We start from the raw sequence: 23,318 nt of genomic DNA on the forward strand, positions 1-23,318 counted from the left end.
CAACATCTGTAGCCCATAAGCACCTCAAGTAGCGTGCGCGTAGCGCATAAGCTGATAGCTGACGGCTGAATGCTTACAATTTATCTCTAATTTAGATCTTGTCGATCTTGCACCAGTACAAAAATACTTAATAATCTTAATAATAGGGAAGTTCGGATCGGGAAACTTCGGATCAGAAGTAAGGATTTTTAGTTAGTTTTTGGCTTAAAAGATACTTTGACTTTTGTTTATTCCAATCACATAACCTTGACTTATTCTGACTCGAAGCTCCTGACTCGATACTCCTAAGTTTTCTACATCAACAGTAGTTAATCAACTGGGGTAGCTGCCTGATCGGATGTAAGGAGTCAGCTATGACAGTCAGCTGATAGCTGACTCCTTACATCGCACCAGTACCACCTTGGTAATTATCCTCGTTGTTAGTTTCTGCTGTTGTTTCCTCCGACTTAGGAGGTTTGCTACCGTACCGTCTATTTTTGGAAAAACGGCCCGTATTACGCTTGGATTTCCGAAACTTACGGGCGTAAGCTTGATTCCGCTGCGCCTTTTCCTTTTTTAGATTGCGGCGCTTTGCCATGTCTACCTCATTGATAAAAAAACAAAAACACTATCAAACCCAAGTCTTAGACTAGATTCAGCTTGGTTTATTTAAGTTACCCATTTGACACTCCCCGCCCTGGAAGGACGGGGATTCTTAGTTCTTCGACATGCCTTAAAATTAGTTATCCGCCAAAGGCAATATTTAAGCCAAATATCCGTTAAAAACCAAATATTGAGCTTAATTTAACTAACCCCAGTGGGCTTATCTCCCTAAGCGTTGAGTTTCCTCAGTTTCCGTGTGCCGGAGACGAAACCTTAGAAGAGTGGAGCCTTTATGGTTAGTCGTCTATGGGTAAAAGGGTTAAAACTTTGCCGATTTTGGCTCCACTCTTCTTACGGTAACTTCTAACCCCACGGTACTTTCATCTTTTAAGATTTGCTTTACTGGTTGTCGGTATCCGCGCTTGATCCATACGTTTTTAATGAGGTTTTTCGCGCCTCATGTACTAGCATCGCTTTACGTCGTTAGTTTGTTGACAGTACCGACGAATCCTGTCTGTGCTAGGCTACCTTTTTATTATACCACAGTGAACAAAAGCCCTCCTAGAAGGACGGGGCTTGAGACCCACTTTTTCGGTCACCCACGGCAAAGGAAAATGGTTAGTTTTCCACAACATACTTCTTGATTGTCCTCGAAGCCTACTGTTGTTATAACTTATTCTAGAACCCACTGCGACTACGATTTCCTCGATTGTTGTCGTTGTCGTTAGTCTTTGGTCTAGCTTTGCGGACGCGCATATAACGCCCCATCCATTCTGCACCATCTAGCTCAGCAATGGCAGAATCTTCCTGATCTGTTGTCCCCATATCAACAAAAGCGAATCCACGCCCTTGACCTGTTTCCCTATCTTTAGGAACTACTACTTTTGATACTGTACCATAATCCTGAAATACTTCCTGTAAGTTTTCAGAGGTAACCTGATAATCTAGGTTGCCAATGTATATAGTCATTTAGAGTTGTCCATCTGATCGAAAATGTTCAGATGAAGGTCGGTGAGAGGGCAAAGCACTGGTGCATATCTACCCAGGTTATGACAGCGATGCAGCGAGGTAGCGCGGTCTTGGGGATCACCCCCCATGAGCGACTACCGGTGCGGTCAAAGGAGGCCCCCCACTCGCGCTTTGCATCAAGACAGAGATTTAACCACAAGTGATTTGCCTGTAACCGGTTAGGTATTCCTTAGGCTCCTAGCTGTTAACTACTCAGACGTTCAACGTTGAATTGCATCACAATGGACTTTTCAATCACTGACGTTACCGAACTTGCATCCATAATGTCTATCATAGCAGTCAGTAAAAGCAACACACACAATCAACAGCCCTATCATCACATGAGAAGATTATGGCAATTTGTCCAAACAGTTCTGGGGATTATATTTCGACATCCTATTACCGGTACGAGCATCATTCCACTCTTGCCGGATGGGCGAATTGTGCTAGTTCGACGTCGTGACAATGGTAAGTGGGCTCTACCAGGAGGGATGGTTAACTGGGGTCAAGATATTCCAACGACTATCGAACGGGAATTATTTGAGGAAACCGGACTTGAGTTGCTCAAGATTCGCCAGTTAGTTGGGGTTTACTCAGCACCAGGAAGAGATCCCAGAGTCCATTCTATCTGTATTCTGGTAGAAGCTGATGTGACTGGAACCATGGAGGTACAGGACGTATTGGAAATTAGTGAAGTCAAGGCGTTTGAACTGGAAGCTATCCCTAAGGGAAACCTCAGCCATGACCATGACCGTCAGTTACAGGACTATTTTGAGGGTAATATCACCGTTGCTTAATTCCCCATTCCCCACAAAAGTCACCGCAGCAACTAACTACCAACGACTGACAACATTCCCCAAAAGATTAAGTAAGGATCAACAATAATCTGAGCTGCTATTCCAGGAAATTGAGATTGGAGATAAGTAACTAACTGCTCAGAGTCGCCACCAGTCAGAGCAATCGGACTGTTGGGAAACTCCCTTTGCCAATCCTCAATAAAATCCCGGATACTAGCTAATACTGTATAGACCACACCACTTGCCATGGCTCCTGATGTTTCGAGTGACCAACGCTTTGGTAACTGAGCTGGTAGTTCAATGGCGGGTAATGCTCCAGTTTTTTGTGCTAGAGACTGTAACTGTAATCCTAATCCTGGCAAGATAGCCCCTCCGATTAGCTGTAGGTTTTGGTTAGCACCAGTAAAGGTTAGAGCAGTACCAGCATCAATAACCAAAATTGGATAACTATACCTGTGACCAGCACCAAATAACGCCAAGGCGCGGTCAATGCCTAGGGTGGGATATAGTCCGGAAAGGGGTAAATCTTCCAGGGTCAATATTGTAGTATCGGAATAGTTTTGCCAGAGTGCTGTTTGGGCAGGTACTACTGAAGCGATGTAAAGGGGTAATGGCTTGGATGTGTCTGTACCCTGAGCTGCTAACTGGGGTGGGAAAATTTCCGCTGACATGACACTAGACGTCCAGTCCTCGATTAACTGCTCTACAGTTGCTGGGGTTAGATGGTTGGTATCCCAGGCTTTTTTCAGGGTGTTATCCACAAACCAAGCCCAATGTAGCCGGGAATTGCCAATCACTAATCCTAAAAAGCTGTTTGCCTTAGTTGTCATATATAGTTTTTTCAAACGATTTGTAAATTCATAGATTGTCGAAAAAGGCAAGAGGCAAGAGGCAAGAGGCAAGAGGCAAGAGGTGCAAGAGATACAGAGTTTTATAGAAAACTCAAAAAAGACCTTATAAGTTTACATCTCAAATAGAAATGCTACTATAGCAGTTATCAATTCGGTGAGGTACTTTCGTTTTGGGTTGCGCGGGAGTAGGGAGTAGGGAGTAGGGAGTCGGGAGTCGGGAGTCGGGAGTCGGGAGTCGGGAGTCGGGAGTCGGGAGTAGCGAGTACGGGAAATAATTTTGCCTATTGCCTATTGCCTATTGCCTATTGCCTATTGCCTATTGCCTATTGCCTATTGCCTATTGCCTTTTGCCTATTGCCTATTGCCTATTGCCTTTTGCCTATTGCCTTTTGCCTATTGCCTATTGCCTATTGCCTTTTGCCTTTTCTTTTGCCTGATCGATTCTAGATTGATGTTTTTGGGAAGACTAGTCACAGTGGGAAAAAATCCCTGTACCGGAAGAGAAATCATCTCAAACTTCTCATCCGGTACCTGAACCTGTGATGAAGACTAGATGAATATGAGCAGCACTATGGTGACACTGACTGGCTATCAAATGACCGAGATTATCTATTCCGATGCTAGAACCTTAGTGTATCAAGGAATTCGTGAGTCAGACCAAAAACCAGTTGTGATCAAACTGCTTTTGAGTGAATATCCCAGCTTTGGTGAACTGGTGCAGTTTCGTAATCAATATACTATTGCCAAAAACCTTGATCTACCTGGCATCGTCAAACCCTACAGTTTAAAACACTACCGCAATGGCTATGGTTTGGTGATGGAGAATGTTGGTGGTATTTCCCTCAAAACCTATTGCTCTAATCTAGAAAGCTTAAAATTAACCTCTCTAACGGAATTTTTCCACATTGCTCTTCAAATTGCATCCATCCTTGATGGACTCTATCGCAACCGAGTCATTCACAAAGATATTAAACCTGCCAACATCCTAATTAACCGGGATACTAAACAAGTCAAACTGATTGATTTTAGTATTGCTTCTCTACTGCCAAGGGAAATAATGGTGCTTCAAAGTCCCAATGTCCTGGAAGGAACTCTAGCTTACTTGTCTCCGGAACAAACTGGACGGATGAATCGGGGCATTGACTACCGCAGCGACTTCTATTCTTTGGGAGTCACCTTCTACGAACTCCTGACCGGACAGTTACCCTTCCCTAGCACAGACCCAATTGAGTTGGTTCACTGCCATATTGCCAAGCAGCCACCTTCAGTCGATACTATTAATCCTGATATTCCCACCATTGTCTCGGACATGATTAGCAAACTGATGGCGAAAAATGCTGAAGACCGCTATCAAAGTGCTTTGGGATTGAAGTATGACCTGGAGACTTGCTTATGCCAATGGCAGGAAACTGGTCGGGTTGAACCCTTTGAGTTAGGCACTCAGGATATTTGCGATCGCTTCGTGATTCCCGAGAAACTTTATGGTCGCGCCAGGGAAGTCGAAACTTTACTAGCGGCTTTTGACCGGGTTGCTGGCAAGACTCAACTTCAAGAGAATTCCTCCCGAGGCAGGAGCGAAATGATTTTAGTAGCAGGGTTTTCCGGGATTGGGAAAACTGCTGTGGTCAATGAAGTCCACAAGCCGATTGTCCGACAACGGGGTTACTTCATCAAAGGGAAATTCGACCAATTTATGCGCAATATTCCCTTTTCTGCATTTGTCCAAGCTTTCCGGGACTTGATGGGACAACTGCTTACGGAAAGGGATGCACAATTACAACACTGGAAAATCAAAATTCTGTTAGCACTAGGAGAAAACGGTCAAGTCATCATTGACGTTATCCCTGAACTAGAACAAATCATTGGCAAACAGTCTCCTGTGCCAGAACTATCAGCTGGTGCAGCACAAAATCGATTCAATCGACTGTTTCAGAAATTCATCCAAGTCTTCACTACTGCTGAGCATCCCTTAGTTATTTTCCTAGATGACTTGCAATGGGTGGATTCAGCATCTTTGAAGTTGATGCAGTTGTTGATGAGGGAAACTGATACTCGTTATTTGCTGCTGATTGGAGCCTATCGGGATAACGAAGTCTCTCCAACCCATCCGTTGATGTTAACTTTGGATGAGATTAGCAAAACTGAGGTAAAGGTTAATACTATCACTCTAGCCCCTCTAAAACACTCTGATTTAAATCATCTGATTGCTGATACCCTCAGTTGTTCAGAAGAACTAGCACAACCTCTGACAGAATTGGTATTTCGGAAAACTAAAGGCAATCCTTTCTTTGCCACTCAATTCCTGAAATCCCTCCATGCCGAGAATCTGATTAGGTTTAATTTTGAGGTAGGTAATTGGGAGTGTGACATTGCTCAAGTAAGAGCCCTGGCCTTGAGTGATGATGTCGTAGAATTTATGGCGCTACAGTTGAAAAAGTTGCCAGCAGCGACTCAATCAGTACTCAAACTGGCTGCTTGTATTGGCAACCAATTTGATCTAGCCACCCTAGCCATTGTCTATGAAAAATCCCAAACGGAAACAGCCGCTGATCTTTGGAAAGCCTTACAAGAAGAATTACTATTACCCCAAAGCGAGATTTATAAGTTTTTCCACACTACCGATGAATCTCAACAGAGCATTGATCAAAGCTATCCCCGATCACGACTGCCCCATCACTCTTCCCCCATTTACAAATTCCTCCATGACCGGGTACAGCAAGCAGCCTATGGTCTGATTGATCAAGACCATAAGCAACAAACCCACCTAAAAATTGGGCAACTGCTGTTAAGCAATACTTCTGAACCAGAACGGGAAGAGAAGATATTTGATATTGTCAATCAGCTTAATATCGGTGCTGACCTAATTACCAATCCGTCAGAGAGAGACCAACTAGCAGGATTAAATCTATTAGCTGGTAAAAAAGCCAAATCAGCGACGGCTTATGAACCGGCTGTTCGGTATTTTAATTACGGTCTGAAACTCCTACGGTCAGATAGTTGGGATAGTAACTATGACTTGAGCCTATCTCTGTCGATAGCAGCGGTTGAAGCGGAATACTTAACGGTTAATTTAGAGCGAGCCAAACACTTATCAAAGATAGTCCTAAAACAAGCTAATAACTTTTTAGATAAAGTCAAAGTTTATGAGCTACAAATCTTATTTTATATTACTCAAAATAAGATGAATAAAGCTATCGAATTAGCCATCAACGTTTTGAAAATGCTAGGGATAGCTATTCCCACGGAAGCCCAAGAAATTAATACTGAAGTTGAGAAGCTACGGGAAGAGTTACAGTTAGAGGTTGAGGACATTGCTAATTTAGCTAACTTGCCAGACATTACTGACCCTTATCAGCTAGCCGCTATCCGGATTTTGACTAATGCCAGTTCTGCCTCCTATATTGCTAATCCAGTCCTGTGGCCATTAATTATTCTGACTACAGTCAAGCTTTGTATTAAATACGGTCATTCATCCTGGGCAGCTTCAGCCTATAGTTGGTACGGTGCCCTCCTTTGTGGTGCTTACTTAGATATTGATCGGGGCTATGAGTTTGGTCGCTTATCAATTCAACTCCTGGAGCAATATAATGCTTTGGAGCTTACGGCTAAGGTTGGCAATATGTTTGACGTGTTTGTTAGACCTTGGAAAGAACATATCCGAGAAACAGATACGTCATTAATAGCAGCAATTCAAAGTGGATTTGACAACGGCGATATCGAGTATGCGTTCTATGGGGCTGTTCACTATTGTAACTATCATTTTTTTGCTGGGAATAATCTAGACTCTGTACAACAGATACAGGGTAAATATTTTGAAGCGATCGCTAAAGCTAAGTTTGAATTCCACGAAAGCTTTATCCGCATTGGTCAACAAACCGTTGCTAATCTCCTCGGTCAAGTAGCCAATCCCCGTTATTTGGTCGGTGACTATATCGATGAATTAGCTATTCTACCCAATTGGATTGAGAATAACATTGTCTTTCTAGTGCTTTGTGCCTATGGCGCAAAAACCATGCTACTGTACTTATTTAAAGAGTACACAGAAGCCGTAGAAGCCGGAGCAATTGGCAAGGAATATGAACAAGCAGCAGCTGGAACACTGTATGTTTCCGAGCATAGTTTCTATTACTCCTTAGCACTGTTAGCCAACTGTAATCAGGTAGACTCCCAGGAAAAGCAACAGGCTCTAGAGATAGTAGCCGCAAATCAGGAGCGATTACGGTTGTGGGCACAACATGCTCCAGTCAATTATCAACACCAATATGACCTGGTAGAAGCTGAGAGGGCAAGAGTTGAAGGAAATATTCTGTGGGCGATGGAAGGTTATGACCGGGCAATTACCGGAGCTATGGATACGGGATATCTTCAAGTGGAAGCCTTAGCTAATGAATTAGCAGCAGAATTTTTCCTGGATTGGGATAAAAAAACCATTGCTCAAGCTTACCTTACCAATGCCTATTATGCATACGCTCGTTGGGGAGCTAAAGCTAAAGTTGAGGATTTGGAAAAACGCTATACTGACTTACTTGCTCCGATCCTGGTGGAATCAAAAATTAGTGTCAACCCTAGCAATACTCTAAACCCAACTGTCACATCCAGCAGCACTAAAATTTCTGAAGCATTGGATTTGGCTAGTGTGATCAAAGCCTCTCAAGTGCTTTCTAGTGAAATTCACCTTGAGCAGTTACTCTCTACTCTGATGGAAGTGGTGATAGAGAATGCGGGAGCAGAAAAATGTGTTCTGATGTTACCCAAAGCTGGAAAATGGGTGATTGAAGCTCAAGGTTCAATGGATCAAGTCCTAAAGCCAAGACTTCTTTCAGAAGTAGGGAACAGGCAACAGGCAACAGGCAACAGTGGAGAAGAATTGACCCAAAGTGATGCAGCGGGGTCTTGGGGGTTTCCCCCAGAAGCGACTGCATCAAGAACAGGATCAGAAAACTACGACAGCAACCACTTAGAGACAAAACCTGTGCTGACAGTACTACAATCGATTCCTATCGAAGAAAGTAATACTATTCCGATCAGCGTCATTAATGCTGTTTCCCACAAATCTCAAGCTTTGGTATTTGATAACGCTAGTGAAGAAACAACCTTAGCTGCTGACCCCTATATTATTCAGCAACAACCAAAAAGTGTTTTGTGTACTCCTATCCTTAATCAAGGTAAACTGATTGGTATTCTATATCTCGAAAATAATCAATGCACTGCAGCATTTACTAGTGACAGACTGGAAGTCCTGAAACTTCTGTGTTCTCAAGCTGCTATCTCTTTGGAAAATGCTCAACTTTACAGCAATTTAGATCAAGCCAAAAGCCAACTAGAAGATTATTCCCATAACCTAGAAGAAAAGGTAGCTGAACGCACCCAAGAACTCTCTGATACTCTCGACGACCTTAAGGCTACTCAGAAAAAGCTAGTGGAATCGGAAAAAATGGCAGCTTTGGGTGGTCTGGTGGCGGGAGTCGCCCACGAAATCAATACTCCTGTTGGTACTAGTATTACCGCTGCTTCTATTTTAGCTGATGAAACTAAAGGGTTTCGTCAGGCTTTACAAGATGGAAAATTGAAGCGATCGGTGCTAAAAAATTATCTAGACACCGTCGAAGAATCCAGTGAACTAATTCTAAGTAACTTAGAACGAGCTGGGGAGTTGGTGCAAAGTTTTAAACAAGTTGCAGTTGACCAAGCTCATCTAGATAAGCGCACCTTGAATGTTAAAGAATATCTAGAGGAGGTCTTAATCAGCTTAGAGCCTCAACTCAAACAAACCTCCCACACGTTAACCATAGAAGGGGATGAAACAGTTACCATAGAAACCTATCCAGGGGCTATTTCCCAAGTTATTACGAATTTAGTCATCAACTCTATTAGCCATGGTTATCAGCCCAAACAAAATGGACAGTTACATCTTCAGGTTGACAGAGTTGAAGAACAATTAATGATTACCTATCACGATGATGGCTGTGGGATTGCTCAGGATCATTTAGGGCAAATTTTTGAACCTTTCTTTACTACTGCTAGAGCCAGAGGTGGCAGTGGTTTAGGGCTGCATATTGTCTATAACTTAGTGACTCAGAAGCTACTGGGGCAGATTGAGGTAAATTCTCAAATTGGTAAGGGTACTGAGTTTATTATTACTCTACCGATAGGTTGTTCCCGTAGGGTGGCCTAAAGGCCAAGGTTGAAGGTTGAAGGTTGAAGGTTGAAGGTTGAAGGTTGAAGGTTGAAGGTTGAAGGTTGAAGGTTGAAGGTTGGTTGGTTGTTCGCCTTTGGGATTGGGTGTAGGGTAGGTTGAACGCAACGCGCGTGCCTATTGGCCAAGGTTGTTTGGTTGTTAGCCTTTGGCGTCCCTTACCCGCGCCAATCACAGAACCCTTTCCTACTTGAATTAATTGACTTATGACTGCGCCGATACCGATATCACTATTATCCCTTGGATCGACAATCCTTTTCAAGATTAAAATTCAAATTACCCACTTGCCATTATCCAGCAAATTGGTAGGTGGTAGGGCCAGGCACAGTTGTCTTTAAGCGAAACAAATCCCCCGCTAACGGTTGCTTATGCTTGGCTGCTTGACCCAAAGCCGCACAAGCCGATGTAATGTATAATTCATCCAAGTTTTTACCCCCGAAGGTACAACTGGTCGGACATTCGATAGGCATTTCAACTTGGCGTTCTAGTTTGCCTTCGGGATCATGGCGTGTGATGCGCCACCCCCCCCACCATGCACTCCAAATAAAGCCTTCACTGTCTACGGTTAAGCCATCGGGTAAACCAGCGCTATCATCATGCACAAAAACGCGGCAGCTTGCAATCGTGCCTGCGATCGCATCATAATCGTAGGCATAAATGGTATGTCGCAGGGTATCGGTAAAATAGAGGGTTTGGTTGTCCGGACTCCACCCAATACCATTGGCCATGCCGATTCCATCTTCCATAATATGGACAGAACCATCGGGGTCGAATCGGTATAAAGCATTGTTATAACTATCCCCTAAGGTTCCCGCCCAAAAACGCCCCTGACAATCCACAGCACCATCATTAAAGCGTGTTTGGGGTTTGTGGGCTTCTGGATCAACAATGAATTGCCCTGAGGCTGTGACATCATCCCAAAAAGCAAAACCATTTTGAGTTGCCATGATGATACCACCATTAGCCCGAAAGGCTAGTTTTCCTATTGGTAGTCCCACTTCAAAGCGTTGGTGCTTGCCTGTGGTAGGGTCAAACTTCAGAAAACAGTGACCATCAATATCCACCCAGTACAACACTTGTTCTTCGGGGTGCCAGATTGGTCCTTCCCCCAACCTGTTTTTGATGGCTAGAACATGCTCGATTTGATTCATTGTTTGATTCCTAGCAACAAGCTCTACTTTAATCCCAAGGTTCTTCGGCAGCCGCATTACAACCAGCAATTCGACCAAAAAGCAGGCACTCTGTCGTGGCACAATCACTCAGACGAGAGGCTCCATGAATTCCACCAGTCACTTCTCCTGCTGCATACAACCGTTTAATGGGTTGATCGTTGGAGTTAACGACTTGAGCCTTCGTATTAATTTTTAGCCCCCCCATGGTGTGATGTATTTTGGGCCATATACGTATTACATAATACTGTGGTTGGAGAGGTCGTGCAGCTTTTAAAATCGTTTTTTGGAAATCTGGGTCTTGTTTGTTGGTTACATAGTTATTGAATTTTGTTAATGTCTCATTTAGAGATTCACCAGGAATGTTATAGGTACTAGCAATATTTTCTAGTGTACTAAATCTTTTGATAACGCCTTGTTGTATATATTTATTAATGTCATAATTCGGATTCGTCATAGCATGTTTGGAGTTTTTTAAACCTTCTGTATCGGCAATGCCGATGCAAGGTTGCTCTATCTTTAAGATGGCATCAGCACGAGTTTTTCTGTCTGCCAATTCGTTAACAAAACGCTTTCCAGTTGTGGGGTCTATTAATATTCCATAGGGAGAAACCGCATAACTTGCAAAGAGACCACCAAATCCAAATGATTTCTCGTCAGGAGAAGTCCAAGGTGCCAACTGAATACAAGAAAGATCTACCGTTTTACCCCCAATCCTCATCGCTTCAATCAAAGCTTCGGCAGTGGTTTCGGGTCGATTGGTATCCTCTACCTCTTCAGTGAGTCGAGGATCTTGAATAGTTCTGAATTGAACGTCACCGGCAAAACCTCCCGTAGCTAAAACAACGGCTTTTCTAACTTTGATAGACTTTAGAGTTTGACTACCATTTGCTTTTTGAGGGCTGTTTGGACAGATTGCTACTCCTTTAATTTCACCAGAAGAATCTCTCAATAACTTTGTCAGCTTTGTTTTTGTTTTAATTTCTATTCCCAGTTCCTTAGCCTTCGCTAAAAGTGGTTTGATGATTGCAGTACCTGATGCATTATAGGGAGTATGACAACGAGGTACTGAATGACCTCCCGGTTGGTCTACCCTGTCTTTGTAGGCAATACCCAACTCGTTAATCGTCCACTGGAGTATTTGCGTAGAATTTGCAGCTACAATTTTGACGAGAGCTGGATCACTTCTACCACGTCCAGCTTTTAATATGTCTTGACACATAAGTTCGGGTGAATCCTGAATTCCTTCCCTTTCCTGCATGGGCGAACCAACTGCCGCTAACACGCCATTACTAATGATGGAGTTGCCACCACAGGTGCTTCTTTTTTCACAAACAATGACTGAAGCCCCAACTTTTCTGGCCTCAATCGCAGCAGCAAGTCCCGCAAATCCACTGCCAATGACGACAACATCAGCCTCAGCAGCCCAATTTCCGACCATTGGCTCTGTTTTGATTATCTGATTTGATTGCATTTCTATCTTCTGAGGTGATGACCCATACTCCCTCTAGATCTGCTTTTAACCAATTTAGATTCAACTGGTAATGTTTCCCGTAACCAATTGAGATGCAACTGGTAATGTTTCCCGCAACCAATTTACCTGTTGAGATAAACTGGTGACATCATCAAACTTTCCTTCCACCACCAGCGGCAAATGGGCAAATTCTGGGCGGCGGAGAACCTCAAGCACCCAACTACCGGGCTGAAGGGGGCTGTGGCTATCAAACATCCCATCATTGTCATGGACGTGAAAACATCGGATATAGGGAGTCAGTCGTTCAATAAAGTCTAGGCGATCAAATCCCAATGTGTGTGCTGCCACATTCAGATGACCAAAATCGAGTATAATACCCAGGTTAGGGCTGTCTATGGCCTCGAAAAGTTGCAAAAACTCATCGGCTCGATCGAGTAAGACTTGTCCCTTGATGGGGGGCGCACAGACATTGTTCTCGACTAATAAACCCACTCCATGGTCAAGGGCATACTGATTGGCGATTGATACGGCATTGACAAAGCGATCCAATACTTCTTGACGTACATTGACTCCCGTCAGTTCAGGAAATAAAAAGTAAGGGTTCCCAAAACCATAGGGATCGGTCATAAACCCTGCATGGATTGAGTAAAACGGGGCATTAAGTTGACGAACTAACTTGATTGCCCGTTGGGCTAAGTCCAAGCTACGTTGTCTAATAGTGGAGTTGTCAGAGGCTAAATTAAGGATAAATGAGTTGGATGGTGGCGGAAAGTAGTTATGAACCAAAAACCGAGAGGTCATCTCAACCAATTTTTCGAGATCACCTTCCTCAACGTTGACACGCATTCCCAATTCGATCGCCTCAATGCCAGCATCATAATAGGTAGATAACTTCTCCATCAAGGAGACACCCCCTTTAAGGCAGGCGGTAGAAGCAAAAATAGTACGAGAGTTTGAATTGGTCATTGGCTATCTCCAAGATTAAATAGCTGGGCAGCAGTGCCACCTATAATGTTGTTAATATCCTGGTCAGAAATGACTCCTTGACAATGGGTCCGAAACGTCTCTAGATTTTGCCGATAGTTGCAGAAACGCTCCACATTGGGCATATCAGTGCCCCACATCAGGCGATCAGAACCCAATGTTTCCACCAGTTGCACAATGGTTGGATGCAATTGAGTATAAGGGTAGTCCCAGACGTTGCCCAGGGAGATCTGAAACAGGAGTTGAAGTTTGGCAGAGGAAGTACGGAATGGCTCAAAGAGGGCATCCGGGAGATGCAGTCCATGGTCAGAAAGGAACAAGCGCCAAGGAAAGCCATGAGTTAGAACCGCTGAAACATTGGGATAGCGGGTTAACCAGCCTTGCCAAATCCGTAACTGGCTCAGATAATCCTCTACGGTTGAGCCCGGACATGGGGCACAAATGGTAAAAAAAATCGGTTTGCCCAGTGCGGTGACGCCATCCCAGAATGGACGGCAGGCCGGGGCATCCCATGATTCGGTCACACTATAACGGTAACGATTGTGGACGCTAAATTGTAATCCATTTAGCCCCTTCGAGTAAGCTCGCTGTATCTCATTTACTATCCCCTGGGAATCGTGCTCTATCTTCCACTCTGGAATGCTAGCTAGGGCAAACAGTCGGTTGGGATAGCGTTGCACACAGTCTGCGAGATAATCGTTCAGAAATCCGAAAATAGGATGAGCATGAAGTACAGCACGGTCAATACCGATGTAATCCATTTGCGCGATCAGCATTTCGGGGGGATGAGACAAATCGGTGAGGTAAGGAGGCAAATATTGCTTGGCATACTCTTCCCCTTCTACCGTCCAGACAAAACGTCCGTAACCACCAGAGCGAAAATTGACTTCCTTTAACCCTTGCAAGGTCTTGTCCTGGGGTTCAGCAAGCAAACTATTATCACCCACTGCCCAATCGCGCAAACGCCAAACGGGCTGATGATGATCTGCCATTTCTCGCTGGAGGTAACGTAAATGCTCTTGGACTGTGGGAAAGCCATTGGCTTCACCAAGGGGCGGAAAGCAGTAACTGTGACCATCAATAATCATTGTTTCTCCTTGAGAATAAACTCAATGACTCGTTGTTGGTCTGTAACAGACAATCCCACGGAACAGGGGAGACTTAAGGCTTGCTGGTTTAGTTTTTCGGCAACGGCTAAGCTTTCCCTTGGCTGATCCTGGGTATGGGCAAGACTACAATGCAGGGGTTCCCATAAGGGTCGTGTCTGGATTTTGGCTTCTTGCAAACGGCGTAATAACTGCCTACTATCCTGCCCATATTGAGACTCATCTACCAATAAAGTGTACATCCAGAAGATGCTCGATGCCCAGGTCGCTTCGACCATTGGGGTCAGTCCAGGGACCTCGGCAAATGCCTCACTGTAGGTGGCTGCAATACGACGCTTGGCGGCAATGTACTCCTCTAAATTCTCCATTTGCGCACATCCCATGGCGGCTTGGAGGTTTGTCAAGCGGTAGTTATAGCCAATCTCGTGGTGAATATATTCTACTGGATTGTCTTTGGCTTGGGTTGTTAGATATTTCGCTTTACTTGCCCAAGCCTCGTTATCTGTTACAATCATCCCCCCACCGCCAGTGGTGAGGATTTTGTTGCCGTTAAAGCTGAAACAGGCAATATCCCCTAGGTGCCCCACCCTATGCCCCTTATATTTTGCGCCCAAGCTTTCTGTGGCATCTTCAATTACTAAGAGGTTGTATTTGCGGGCCACTGCCAGTATCGGCTCCATATCGACCGGGTGTCCCAAGATATGCACAGGCATGATAGCTTTCACACGGCGACCAGTATGCTTATTGCGCACTTCTCCGTCTTTAAAATCGCATCCTTGTTCTAAAAAGTCCACGACCTCACGGGGAGACATTTGCCAATACTCAGGCTCGGAATCAATAAATATGGGCCAAGCACCGGCATAGCGGATAGCATTCGCTGGGGCAATGAAGGTTAGGGTTGAAACCAGCACTTCATCGTCAGGCTCAACCCCCGTTACCAGCAAAGCTGTATGTAGGGCAGATGTGCCATTAACTGTGGCTACCCCATGATTAGCTCCCACATAGTCTGCCACCATTGACTCGAAGCGGTTCACATAAGCCCCAACGGAGGAAACCCAGTTGGTATCGAGACACTCCTTGATATATTTCCACTCGTTACCTCGAATTTCTGGGATACAGAGGGGAATAAAACTTTGGGGCATGTTTTTTTGTGTGCCATCAATCAGCATCAATCTACTCCTTATTCCCCAGACGTGCTGCCAATCTGTCCCCATACCAAGCCAGCGTTAACTCCAGTCCCCGATCCAGGCTAATTTGGGGTTGGTAACCCAGTAGGTCTCGTGCCCGTGAAAGATCAGGACAGCGACGCTTGATGGGGTCGTGAGCTGCCACTTGTGGCTGAAGGTCCACTTGAATGCTGGCTTGGGCTAAAATACGCTGGGCTAACTCTTGAATGGTTACTTCTTCCTGCTCATTACCTATATTAAACGTTTGCCCATCCGTAGACTGATGGCGCATGGCCAGTATGGTTGCAGTTACAGCATCCTCCACATAACAAAAGGCGCGCTGATGATCCGCAGAATAGACAATCAGAGGATTCTGCCCTTTCAGTGACCGTTCGTACAACTGGGGGATAACATGCTGATAGCCCATACGGGGTCCATAAACGTTGTGATAACGCACAATCGCAAAGGGTTTCTTGTACACGGAACAGCACTGGGTGATGGCCAATTCGGAAAAGACTTTGCTTCCTGCATAGCTACTCCGGGGATTGCGAAGGTCAGTTAGGGCCAAAGGAACATCTTCTGGGGTTGGAATCGGTAGGGTATGAAACTGCTGTGTCCAAGCGTAAGCTTCGCTAGTTGAGGAAAACAAGAGTTTTTTGCCGCCACCGAGTACAAACCATTCCAGCAGCATCCAAGTGCCAATGGCATTGACGCGCAACACCTGATGAGGACGCTCCATCACATTCTGGACACCAATCACTGCGGCCAAGTGGTACACTTCGTCGTAGTTGCTCCCCAACTTTTCATAAGCTGCCCCATCCGTTAGATCTACGGAAATCAACTGGACATTGTCGCGTTCGATCAGCCTTTCTAACTCTTGATCAAGCTCTCCTCTGGTAAAGTTGTCTGCTAAAACCAACTGATTTTTCGGTTCCTGACTCAGACGAAAGGCCAAATGATAACCAATGAATCCTGCACCGCCAGTAATTAAAATCTTGCACTCGTTTATTTTAGACATTGATACCCTCTTGTTCGCCAGTGACCTTTGCCAACTCCTAACAATCGACACCCCGCATCATGAAGTAATTCAGCTTTCTCGTCAGTAATAATGTTTTGGGCATCGACAAGGACGGGAGAAGATAAAGCAAGAGAAGCTTGACAAATCATTTGGGGTAACAAGTCGCGATAGGGGCGGTGGGGGATTGCAAGTACAATGCCATCCGCTTGCCTCAGACAACCCGCTAAATCTTGAGTGACTGGAATATTGGGTCTTTCGACCCAAGTGGTGACGTATGGATCGTGAACAATGACTACTGCTCCTGTTTTAAGCAACTCATCTACAAATATCTCAGTGGGAGAATTGCGTGTATCTGCTACTTCGGGCAAGTAAGCCACTCCGCAGACAGCAATTGTTTTACCGGCTAACTCTCCTTCGAATAGCTCTTTGAGCAAGTCTAGGGTGTGCAGAGGCATTCGATGGTTAATTTTCAGGGCTTCGAGGGTCATTCCCAGAAGCAACTCTTGATTCGCTAAGTTGATGGCAGACCATTGAGCTAAGAGCGAGTCTTTGGTTAAACAGTACCCCCCAACGCCAAAGCCTGGGAATCGCATGTTATCGTGGGTTCCCTGACGAACTCGAATGGAGTCAACCACTGTGAACAGATTAATCCCCATGTTTTCGGCTAATAGCGTCCACTCGTGGATAAACGCGATATTGGTCGCACGATAGGAATTTTCCAATAATTTTGCCAGTTCTGAGCTATTCGTGTCTTGTAGTTCCCAGAGGGGATAAGCAGTGGTATCAATAAATGACGAGAGAAAATCCCGTGCCTTAGCCGTTGATGTCTGATCAATTCCGGAAAAGGTACGCCAAAAATGGCGAATCGAATTGATGTACTTTGGACCGGGCATCACCCGCTCGTAAGCATGGGCCAATAATGGCGGCTGATCAATTCCCCGCAGCGCCCGCTCCTCCCGTAAGATAGGCAATACAAACTTTTCAGAGGTTCCAGCAGGCACAGTGGTCTCGATGAGAATTAAGGCATCAGGACGCATATAACGACCAACGGTGTGAATCGCAGCGCCAAAGCTATCGAGGTTAATCTTAATCTCTGCCGCAGTTTGTGCCAAGCGATTAAGGACATCGAGATGGATATCGACCACAATCACGTCGGCTAAGGTATACACCTCCTCAGAAACCGTTGCTTCTAAATTTTGGGTCTTGTAAACGGCCTCGTGAATCAATTGAGGGAGTTCAGGATCGGGTGAAACAATCGGTGCTAGTCCATCATTTAACTTGCCGACTTTCCAGTAACCAGAAGGGGAGGGTAAATCCACCCCAATCACAAAATACAAGGGTTGTCCAGCCTCATCTGTTGCCGCTGCTATGACCGCAGCTACGGCACTGCCAACGAAGCCTAATCCCTGCACCACGACAATCTGCCGTCCCTGGGTACGGTGCCATGCGGCTTTTTGAGCTAGCTTATCAAAGTGTATTTTTTGTGCACTCTCTGATGGAATGGCATAAACTGTTCCATCCGGCGCGGTTGATGTATTCTTTGTTTTTGAAAGTGAAGAAGTCAATTTTTCCCTCGAATGATTTAGTAGTTTGCTAACAAGCGTCCTCGACCTTGTAAACGGGATTGAACCCCAGCCAAACGTAAAGCGTGCCACACCACAACAGACGGACCGCTTAGGATGGGTTTTTCTAATTCAACCTCGAGACTGTTCAAAATCGGAGCAGTGCGAGTGCCACTCCCCGCAATAATCACGCACTCTGCTTCTGGGCTATTTACTTGTCGAGCCAAATCTGCCCAAACTTGGGGCTCGGCATTGCCAATCTCCCACTCCGTCTCCATGCCAGCACTCTGCACCTCTGTCACCTCAAAGCCACTTTGGGTTAAAAAGTCCCCCAAGCGCAGGGTGACATCCTGGGGATAGGGACCTGCGATCGCAACCCGTTTAATCCCCATCAGGTTAAGTGCCTCGACTTGGGCGGTTGTAATGGTTGTACCGGGAGCATTTGTGCCTCGCTCAATGGCTTCAATAATCTTGCGATCGCCGCCGACTCCTCCCACAAAACTGCCTGAATTACAAGCCAAGAGAGAAACGCTCGGACGAACAATACTCAAGGTCACGGCGGCATCGTATACCGTATCGAAATCGCCGTAGGTTTCGACCATCGGAATACTAATGGGGTCAAAACGCTTGGGGGTTCGATAGCGAGTAAACAGGAAATTGACACGATCGGGGATACAAGCCCAAAATTCGTCATCGTTAACGGAATCATCGGGACAAATGACTCCGATACGAGCATCCAGAAATGGAGTTACCATGTTTTTCTTTTTCTGTTAAGCGTTAAAAATTACCATTTTGAAAATCTTTTTGTGCTTGTTGATAATCATCATATTTTCCAATGTCGAGCCAATACTCAATCATCGGAAAATTTGCAACCCGAAGGCTACTATCGAGCAATGCTTGGATCAGGTCGGTCATATCAAACCGCCGCCCCACTGGAATATAAGCTAGTACCGAAGGCTCCAACAGATAGATGCCAGCATTAACTAAGAAGTTGAGGCGCGGTTTTTCGCTTATTTGGCGAAGATAGGGGCCTTCTGATTCCATCACCCCATAAGGGACTTGTAATTCGTATGGGCGAACCGCTACCGTTAAAGGGGCGCGATGGTTACGGTGAAAAGACCACATTGCTCGGAAATCAAGCTGAGTGAGAATGTCCCCATTGATTACCAATAAGGGCCGGTTTGGGTTTTCCAGCAAGCCCAATGCGCCAGCAGTACCCAAGGGAGTATCTTCTGAAACATAGGTGATGTCGATCCCAAAAGAACGACCATTACCAAAATGGTTGATGATTTTCTCGGGTAAGTAATGGGTGGTGACGTAGAATTGCTGAATTCCCACATCCCGTAACTGCTCGATAATTAACTCCATAATTGGGCGATCGCCAATGGGGAGAAGGGGTTTGGGCAAATCATTCGTCAAAGGACGCAAGCGGCTTCCAAACCCACCTGCCATAATCACTGCTGATAGGGGTAGTGCATCCTTTTGAAGCCAACCCTCCTGGGACAACAAGTTAACGACACGACCTTTTTCATCTACTAGAGGCAAATACTTAACAGAAGATATCTCTTGCCCATTCATTAGATGCATCGCTTCTCGACGAGAGATGGATTTTGAAGCGGTGATCGGGTTAAGGTCAGCGATTCTCAGACACGGCTCTTTGAGGGACACTCCCTCTAAGATTGCTTGTCGAATATCATCACAGGACAGGGTGCCCACAAGCTGCTGGTCATTTTCGCACAGCAGCAAGACATCTGCTTCGGTGCGAGTCAAAATCGAAATTGCCTCTGATATTGGAGTTTTAGGTTCTACCACAAATTGTTCCAAACCATTTGTGGCAGCATAAACCACACTCATCATTTCCTCCTTTCAGATTGCTCATTTTTCCAAGGCGGCTAAGCGTTCTTCCAATGACTGGAGATACGCGATTAGGTTAATTCCTAAACGCTTACCAATAGGCCAATTGGGGATACAAGGCTCTCTGGGTTTGAGTTGTACTTCTTGGATTAAAAGGGTCGAATCGCCTGTCTTGACCACAATACCTTCATGGGGACGAGATCCCACCACCTGCCCCGGTGTGGCAATGTAAGTTGGCCAAGCCGGGTCATAAAAGGCACGCCAGACGATAACCATTTGACCATCCAAGACTGTTCTTGCTCCAGGACCAGGGTGCGTAATCCCCCTAATTTTGTTGTAGAGATTGTGGCTACTATCTGACCAATCCAGCCACTCATCACCATTCTGGCGCTTAGAAAAATAGGTGCCGAGCAGGTGTGATTGCGGTTGCCGTTCGACTTCCCCATTGGCAATCAAGCTAACCGTATTGGCCACTAAATCAGGAAAGGCAGCCACCACTCGCTCAAGCAAGTCACCATAGCCATCTGTCCAGTAAATTGGTAACGTCCGTTGCAAAATGATGTCACCTGTGTCAATCCCTTCGTTTACATAGTGCGCCGTTAGTCCTATCTCTTTTTCACCATTAATCAATGCCCAGTTGAGCACATTGCGACCCCGATAGAAGGGTAATTTACCAGCATGAAAATTAATAAACCCTTGAGGCGCACTTTCAAGAATAGGGCGACGCAGAATCTGGTCATAAGAGACTGATAAATTAAGGTCTGGACGCAACGTTGCCACTTTTGCAACAAATTCAGGCCCATTGACTTTCTTGGGCTGAAAGATGGGCAGCCCTAATGCCTGTGCAGATTCCAATAGAGCTGGATCGCTTGGCTTTAACCGGGTCACCACCCCAAGCAATTCCCAATCCTCTTGAGCTAACCGTCTTAAGCTCTGGGTGGCCCAACTGCCATCTCCAAAAAACAACAGACGCATTAATCCACCTCCCGAATCAGCATAAATGCCTCAGCATAGTCCACCCCAATACTGCCCCCACGATAGCGAGCTAACGCCCGAATCGCTGACGGTCCGCGAGGCCAAGGATCTGAGTGAGTCTCGCTCTCATATAACCCCATAATTTCAAGCTTTTGCTCAAGATAAGGCGTGATATCACGGTAAACATTGGGAACAAAGGCACGATGGGGCTGCGGTGGAGCTGCTTCAGTGGAAGAAAGGGTTTCGTAGCAAAAGATACATCTAACACCCCATTTACGCATATAAAATGTCTTCAGCACAGACATCGTAGCGGTGAAAACAACGCAATGATCGGAATTGACATCACCACCATGAAGCAGATAAACGACTTCTGGCTTAACCTCTTGGATGACATCCCGAATGCGGCCAATCAGATCGGCCAGTGGCAGTGTATCAAGACGAATCGAGGGCAATCCTAACTTAAAATACTGCTGTACTCCATAGGCTTCAGCGACTCGCTTTACTTCCGTCGCCTTAACCTGAATTGTTTCCGCTGACCACTGCGGCTCATGGGTTTCTGTTACAACCAGCCAGAACAAACTGTCACCTTCTGCGGCATGTCGCAGCAACATCCCGCCACAACCCAGGGTCTCGTCGTCAGGGTGAGCAGAAATCGCGAGTACTTTCATGCAGACCCTCCAATACCAGACCATTTGTCAATCGTCCAAGAGAGTTGGCCCCCATCAATGATGATTGACTCACCAATGATAAACGATGCCTCATCAGAGGCGAGAAAAGCAAACAAATTAGCTACCTCATGAGGATTTCCACAACGACCAATTGGTATTTTATTGGGATATTCTCTCACAAAGGTGTCCCCTGCACCAGATTGTTGTGTGAGATCGGTGATAATAAACCCTGGTGAAACGCAATTAACTCTAATATTGTACGGGGCTAACTCCGCCGCCATTGTTTTGGTGAGCAAAATAACTCCCGCTTTAGAAGCGTTATAAGCTGCCGATTCTCTCTCTGCCACATGACCATTGGTGGATCCCATATTAATAATCGCTCCCCCTTTGCCCTGTGCCACCAACACCCGCGCCACCTGCTGTCCCAATAAAAAAGTGCCCTTCAGATTCACCGCCATCACTCTATCCCACGCAGACTCAGAGTGTTCGAGAAAGGGCTCGATTGCCACAATACCAGCATTGTTGACCAGCACATCAATCTCACCAAAGTATTCCGCTGCCTGCTTCACCAGCGCCTCACAAAAAGCGCCATCAGAGACATCACCAGCCATCCCATAAACCTCACCCCACTGGCTCAATTCTTCAGCTGCCGCTGCAATCCGATCTGGTACAATATCACAAATCAGGAGCCTCGCGCCCTCTTGCAAAAACTTCTGGGCAATTGCCTTACCTATGCCACGTCCCGCCCCAGTGATGATCGCACTTTTTCCTTCCAATCTTAACATCAAACTGATCCTCCGTTACCAAAACAGCCAAGCATAACAAATCATAAAGGGATTTTCACCAAATAGCTAACTAGAAGCATCCATCTTCTTTTTTTTTCTATGATTTTTCGGGAAGCATTCAGCTATCAGCTATCAGCTATCAGCTATCAGCTATCAGCTATCAGCTATCAGCTATCAGCCCAAGGTTGATGGCATTCAGCTATCAGCTATCAGCCCAAGGCTGACAGCTGACGGCTGACGGCTGAATGCTTACATTTTGCGAGTGATAAACATGTAGTGATGCCCTAATCTAACCCGACAAACATTTATTGTAGTTATCAAAAAAATCCCAAATAGCTTAGCTCCTAACTAATTTTACCGCTTTCTTTTTTGAAAATGGTGATTATAATCTATTATCACTTAGATAAGTTTTACTAATGTATTAAGGGTCAAATTTTTATAAGCAGGTACACAAAATTGATTACACATTTTACAAAACTCAAAGCCTTACAATGTAAGGTTTACAGAGATTGGGAGTAGGTAATTAATTCTGCGATCGGTGCTTATCCCACTTTCCCTACTTCCACTGGAAGTATACAGTGTTTTTCTGCTCCGAAGCTCCAGGGAACAGGGAACAGGGAACAGGGAACAGAGAACAGAGAACAGGGAACAGAGAACAGGGAACAGGGAAAAAAACCTGTGTACCTCATTAGGGTAGAAACTCCTATATAAGTACATAAACCATGAATTTATTGACTCTATTCTCAATAATCAAGCCTGTGATCAACTTTATTCGTTGAGCAATGACTTGTAGCACGTTTGAAGTGCAGAAAGTCGCTTACCAATTTAGTCATCAACTCTATTAGCCATGGTTATCAGCCCAAACAAAATGGACAGTTACATCTTCAGGTTGACAGAGTTGAAGAACAATTAATGATTACCTATCACGATGATGGCTGTGGGATTGCTCAGGATCATTTAGGGCAAATTTTTGAACCTTTCTTTACTACTGCTAGAGCCAGAGGTGGCAGTGGTTTAGGGCTGCATATTGTCTATAACTTAGTGACTCAGAAGCTACTGGGGCAGATTGAGGTAAATTCTCAAATTGGTAAGGGTACTGAGTTTATTATTACTCTACCGATAG

General features: G+C 45.2%; 21 protein-coding genes. 4 read left to right on the forward strand and 17 right to left on the reverse strand.

Annotated features, from left to right (window positions below; translation table 11 throughout):
• Positions 1-379: 379 nt before the first annotated feature.
• Entirely contained in the window at positions 380-577 is a 198-nt protein-coding gene (locus F6K64_RS13670) for an Asl3888 family RNA-binding protein (protein ID WP_008187899.1), read from the reverse strand.
• A 683-nt stretch (positions 578-1,260) separates the two neighbouring features.
• The gene (rbp, locus tag F6K64_RS13675; protein ID WP_287265581.1) at positions 1,261-1,551 is read right to left on the reverse strand and encodes an RNA-binding regulator; all 291 of its coding nucleotides are present in this window, start codon (positions 1,549-1,551) and stop codon (positions 1,261-1,263) included.
• Between the two features lie 380 nt (positions 1,552-1,931).
• Between rbp and F6K64_RS13680 the strand changes: the two genes are divergently transcribed.
• Positions 1,932-2,387, forward strand: coding sequence for an NUDIX hydrolase (locus F6K64_RS13680; RefSeq protein WP_008187901.1), 456 nt, complete (start codon positions 1,932-1,934; stop codon positions 2,385-2,387).
• Between the two features lie 32 nt (positions 2,388-2,419).
• Here F6K64_RS13680 and F6K64_RS13685 read toward each other — a convergent pair whose 3' ends face one another.
• On the reverse strand, positions 2,420-3,217 hold the full coding sequence (locus F6K64_RS13685) for a pantothenate kinase (RefSeq protein WP_287265582.1): 798 nt from the start codon (positions 3,215-3,217) through the stop codon (positions 2,420-2,422).
• Between the two features lie 298 nt (positions 3,218-3,515).
• Between F6K64_RS13685 and F6K64_RS13690 the strand changes: the two genes are divergently transcribed.
• Both F6K64_RS13690 and F6K64_RS13695 read left to right on the forward strand, forming a co-directional pair.
• A complete protein-coding gene (locus F6K64_RS13690; protein WP_287265583.1) occupies positions 3,516-3,773 on the forward strand; it encodes a hypothetical protein in 258 nt (85 codons plus the stop codon).
• Between the two features lie 24 nt (positions 3,774-3,797).
• Positions 3,798-9,413 carry a trifunctional serine/threonine-protein kinase/ATP-binding protein/sensor histidine kinase gene (locus tag F6K64_RS13695; protein ID WP_287265585.1) on the forward strand — a complete coding sequence of 1,872 codons (5,616 nt, stop codon included), beginning with the start codon at positions 3,798-3,800 and terminating at the stop codon, positions 9,411-9,413.
• On the opposite strand, the gene F6K64_RS13700 is transcribed toward F6K64_RS13695, so the two are convergent.
• The 14 genes from F6K64_RS13700 to F6K64_RS13765 all read right to left on the reverse strand — a co-directional run bounded on the left by F6K64_RS13700 (position 9,376) and on the right by F6K64_RS13765 (position 22,884).
• Complete coding sequence (locus F6K64_RS13700) at positions 9,376-9,696, reverse strand: hypothetical protein (RefSeq protein ID WP_287265587.1); 321 nt, start codon at positions 9,694-9,696, stop codon at positions 9,376-9,378. The genes F6K64_RS13695 and F6K64_RS13700 overlap by 38 nt on opposite strands.
• A 28-nt stretch (positions 9,697-9,724) precedes the next feature.
• A complete protein-coding gene (locus tag F6K64_RS13705; RefSeq protein WP_287265588.1) occupies positions 9,725-10,585 on the reverse strand; it encodes an SMP-30/gluconolactonase/LRE family protein in 861 nt (286 codons plus the stop codon).
• A 28-nt stretch (positions 10,586-10,613) separates the two neighbouring features.
• Positions 10,614-12,077 carry a flavocytochrome c gene (locus F6K64_RS13710; RefSeq protein WP_287265589.1) on the reverse strand — a complete coding sequence of 488 codons (1,464 nt, stop codon included), beginning with the start codon at positions 12,075-12,077 and terminating at the stop codon, positions 10,614-10,616.
• Positions 12,078-12,137: 60 nt separating this feature from the next.
• Positions 12,138-13,043, reverse strand: coding sequence for a sugar phosphate isomerase/epimerase family protein (locus tag F6K64_RS13715; protein WP_287265591.1), 906 nt, complete (start codon positions 13,041-13,043; stop codon positions 12,138-12,140).
• A complete protein-coding gene (locus tag F6K64_RS13720) occupies positions 13,040-14,149 on the reverse strand; it encodes an amidohydrolase family protein (protein WP_287265592.1) in 1,110 nt (369 codons plus the stop codon). The genes F6K64_RS13715 and F6K64_RS13720 overlap by 4 nt, the downstream gene beginning before the upstream one ends.
• Entirely contained in the window at positions 14,146-15,309 is a 1,164-nt protein-coding gene (locus F6K64_RS13725; protein WP_287265593.1) for a LegC family aminotransferase, read from the reverse strand. Before F6K64_RS13725 ends, F6K64_RS13720 begins: the two co-directional genes overlap by 4 nt.
• Before the next feature lie 31 nt (positions 15,310-15,340).
• A complete protein-coding gene (locus F6K64_RS13730; RefSeq protein ID WP_287265594.1) occupies positions 15,341-16,351 on the reverse strand; it encodes an NAD-dependent epimerase/dehydratase family protein in 1,011 nt (336 codons plus the stop codon).
• Positions 16,339-17,916: a nucleotide sugar dehydrogenase gene (locus F6K64_RS13735; RefSeq protein ID WP_287265596.1), complete on the reverse strand. Its 1,578-nt coding sequence runs from the start codon at positions 17,914-17,916 to the stop codon at positions 16,339-16,341. The genes F6K64_RS13730 and F6K64_RS13735 overlap by 13 nt, the downstream gene beginning before the upstream one ends.
• A gap of 17 nt (positions 17,917-17,933) precedes the next feature.
• Positions 17,934-18,668 carry a maleate cis-trans isomerase family protein gene (locus tag F6K64_RS13740; RefSeq protein ID WP_287265598.1) on the reverse strand — a complete coding sequence of 245 codons (735 nt, stop codon included), beginning with the start codon at positions 18,666-18,668 and terminating at the stop codon, positions 17,934-17,936.
• Between the two features lie 22 nt (positions 18,669-18,690).
• Entirely contained in the window at positions 18,691-19,770 is a 1,080-nt protein-coding gene (locus F6K64_RS13745; RefSeq protein WP_287265600.1) for a nucleotidyltransferase family protein, read from the reverse strand.
• 18 nt (positions 19,771-19,788) lie between these two features.
• The gene (locus F6K64_RS13750) at positions 19,789-20,742 is read right to left on the reverse strand and encodes a methionyl-tRNA formyltransferase (RefSeq protein WP_287265602.1); all 954 of its coding nucleotides are present in this window, start codon (positions 20,740-20,742) and stop codon (positions 19,789-19,791) included.
• Positions 20,742-21,410 (reverse strand): PIG-L deacetylase family protein, encoded by a 669-nt coding sequence (locus F6K64_RS13755; protein WP_287265604.1) that lies wholly within the window; start codon positions 21,408-21,410, stop codon positions 20,742-20,744. The genes F6K64_RS13750 and F6K64_RS13755 overlap by 1 nt, the downstream gene beginning before the upstream one ends.
• The gene (locus F6K64_RS13760; RefSeq protein ID WP_287265605.1) at positions 21,407-22,195 is read right to left on the reverse strand and encodes an SDR family NAD(P)-dependent oxidoreductase; all 789 of its coding nucleotides are present in this window, start codon (positions 22,193-22,195) and stop codon (positions 21,407-21,409) included. The genes F6K64_RS13755 and F6K64_RS13760 overlap by 4 nt, the downstream gene beginning before the upstream one ends.
• 542 nt (positions 22,196-22,737) lie before the next feature.
• Positions 22,738-22,884: a hypothetical protein gene (locus tag F6K64_RS13765; protein WP_287265607.1), complete on the reverse strand. Its 147-nt coding sequence runs from the start codon at positions 22,882-22,884 to the stop codon at positions 22,738-22,740.
• A gap of 109 nt (positions 22,885-22,993) precedes the next feature.
• On the opposite strand from F6K64_RS13765, the gene F6K64_RS13770 reads away from it, so the two are divergent.
• A partial coding sequence (locus F6K64_RS13770; protein WP_287265609.1) for a sensor histidine kinase occupies positions 22,994-23,318 on the forward strand: 325 nt, incomplete at its 3' end.

Origin of the sequence: Moorena sp. SIO3A2 (genome assembly GCF_010672265.1) — a bacterium.
Classification (GTDB): domain Bacteria; phylum Cyanobacteriota; class Cyanobacteriia; order Cyanobacteriales; family Coleofasciculaceae; genus Moorena; species Moorena producens.

What these genes read in the sequence shown, in the direction of transcription:
- F6K64_RS13710 (WP_287265589.1), bottom strand. Translation starts at nt 12,077, where the DNA reads ATGCAATCAAATCAGATAATCAAAACAGAGCCAATGGTCGGAAATTGG.
- F6K64_RS13765 (WP_287265607.1), bottom strand. Translation starts at nt 22,884, where the DNA reads ATGAGGTACACAGGTTTTTTTCCCTGTTCCCTGTTCTCTGTTCCCTGT.
- F6K64_RS13760 (WP_287265605.1), bottom strand. Translation starts at nt 22,195, where the DNA reads ATGTTAAGATTGGAAGGAAAAAGTGCGATCATCACTGGGGCGGGACGT.
- F6K64_RS13725 (WP_287265593.1), bottom strand. Translation starts at nt 15,309, where the DNA reads ATGCCCCAAAGTTTTATTCCCCTCTGTATCCCAGAAATTCGAGGTAAC.
- F6K64_RS13740 (WP_287265598.1), bottom strand. Translation starts at nt 18,668, where the DNA reads ATGGTAACTCCATTTCTGGATGCTCGTATCGGAGTCATTTGTCCCGAT.
- F6K64_RS13755 (WP_287265604.1), bottom strand. Translation starts at nt 21,410, where the DNA reads ATGAAAGTACTCGCGATTTCTGCTCACCCTGACGACGAGACCCTGGGT.
- F6K64_RS13670 (WP_008187899.1), bottom strand. Translation starts at nt 577, where the DNA reads ATGGCAAAGCGCCGCAATCTAAAAAAGGAAAAGGCGCAGCGGAATCAA.
- F6K64_RS13730 (WP_287265594.1), bottom strand. Translation starts at nt 16,351, where the DNA reads ATGTCTAAAATAAACGAGTGCAAGATTTTAATTACTGGCGGTGCAGGA.
- F6K64_RS13685 (WP_287265582.1), bottom strand. Translation starts at nt 3,217, where the DNA reads ATGACAACTAAGGCAAACAGCTTTTTAGGATTAGTGATTGGCAATTCC.
- F6K64_RS13715 (WP_287265591.1), bottom strand. Translation starts at nt 13,043, where the DNA reads ATGACCAATTCAAACTCTCGTACTATTTTTGCTTCTACCGCCTGCCTT.
- F6K64_RS13695 (WP_287265585.1), top strand. Translation starts at nt 3,798, where the DNA reads ATGAGCAGCACTATGGTGACACTGACTGGCTATCAAATGACCGAGATT.
- F6K64_RS13720 (WP_287265592.1), bottom strand. Translation starts at nt 14,149, where the DNA reads ATGATTATTGATGGTCACAGTTACTGCTTTCCGCCCCTTGGTGAAGCC.
- F6K64_RS13680 (WP_008187901.1), top strand. Translation starts at nt 1,932, where the DNA reads ATGAGAAGATTATGGCAATTTGTCCAAACAGTTCTGGGGATTATATTT.
- F6K64_RS13705 (WP_287265588.1), bottom strand. Translation starts at nt 10,585, where the DNA reads ATGAATCAAATCGAGCATGTTCTAGCCATCAAAAACAGGTTGGGGGAA.
- F6K64_RS13745 (WP_287265600.1), bottom strand. Translation starts at nt 19,770, where the DNA reads ATGATGAGTGTGGTTTATGCTGCCACAAATGGTTTGGAACAATTTGTG.
- F6K64_RS13750 (WP_287265602.1), bottom strand. Translation starts at nt 20,742, where the DNA reads ATGCGTCTGTTGTTTTTTGGAGATGGCAGTTGGGCCACCCAGAGCTTA.
- rbp (WP_287265581.1), bottom strand. Translation starts at nt 1,551, where the DNA reads ATGACTATATACATTGGCAACCTAGATTATCAGGTTACCTCTGAAAAC.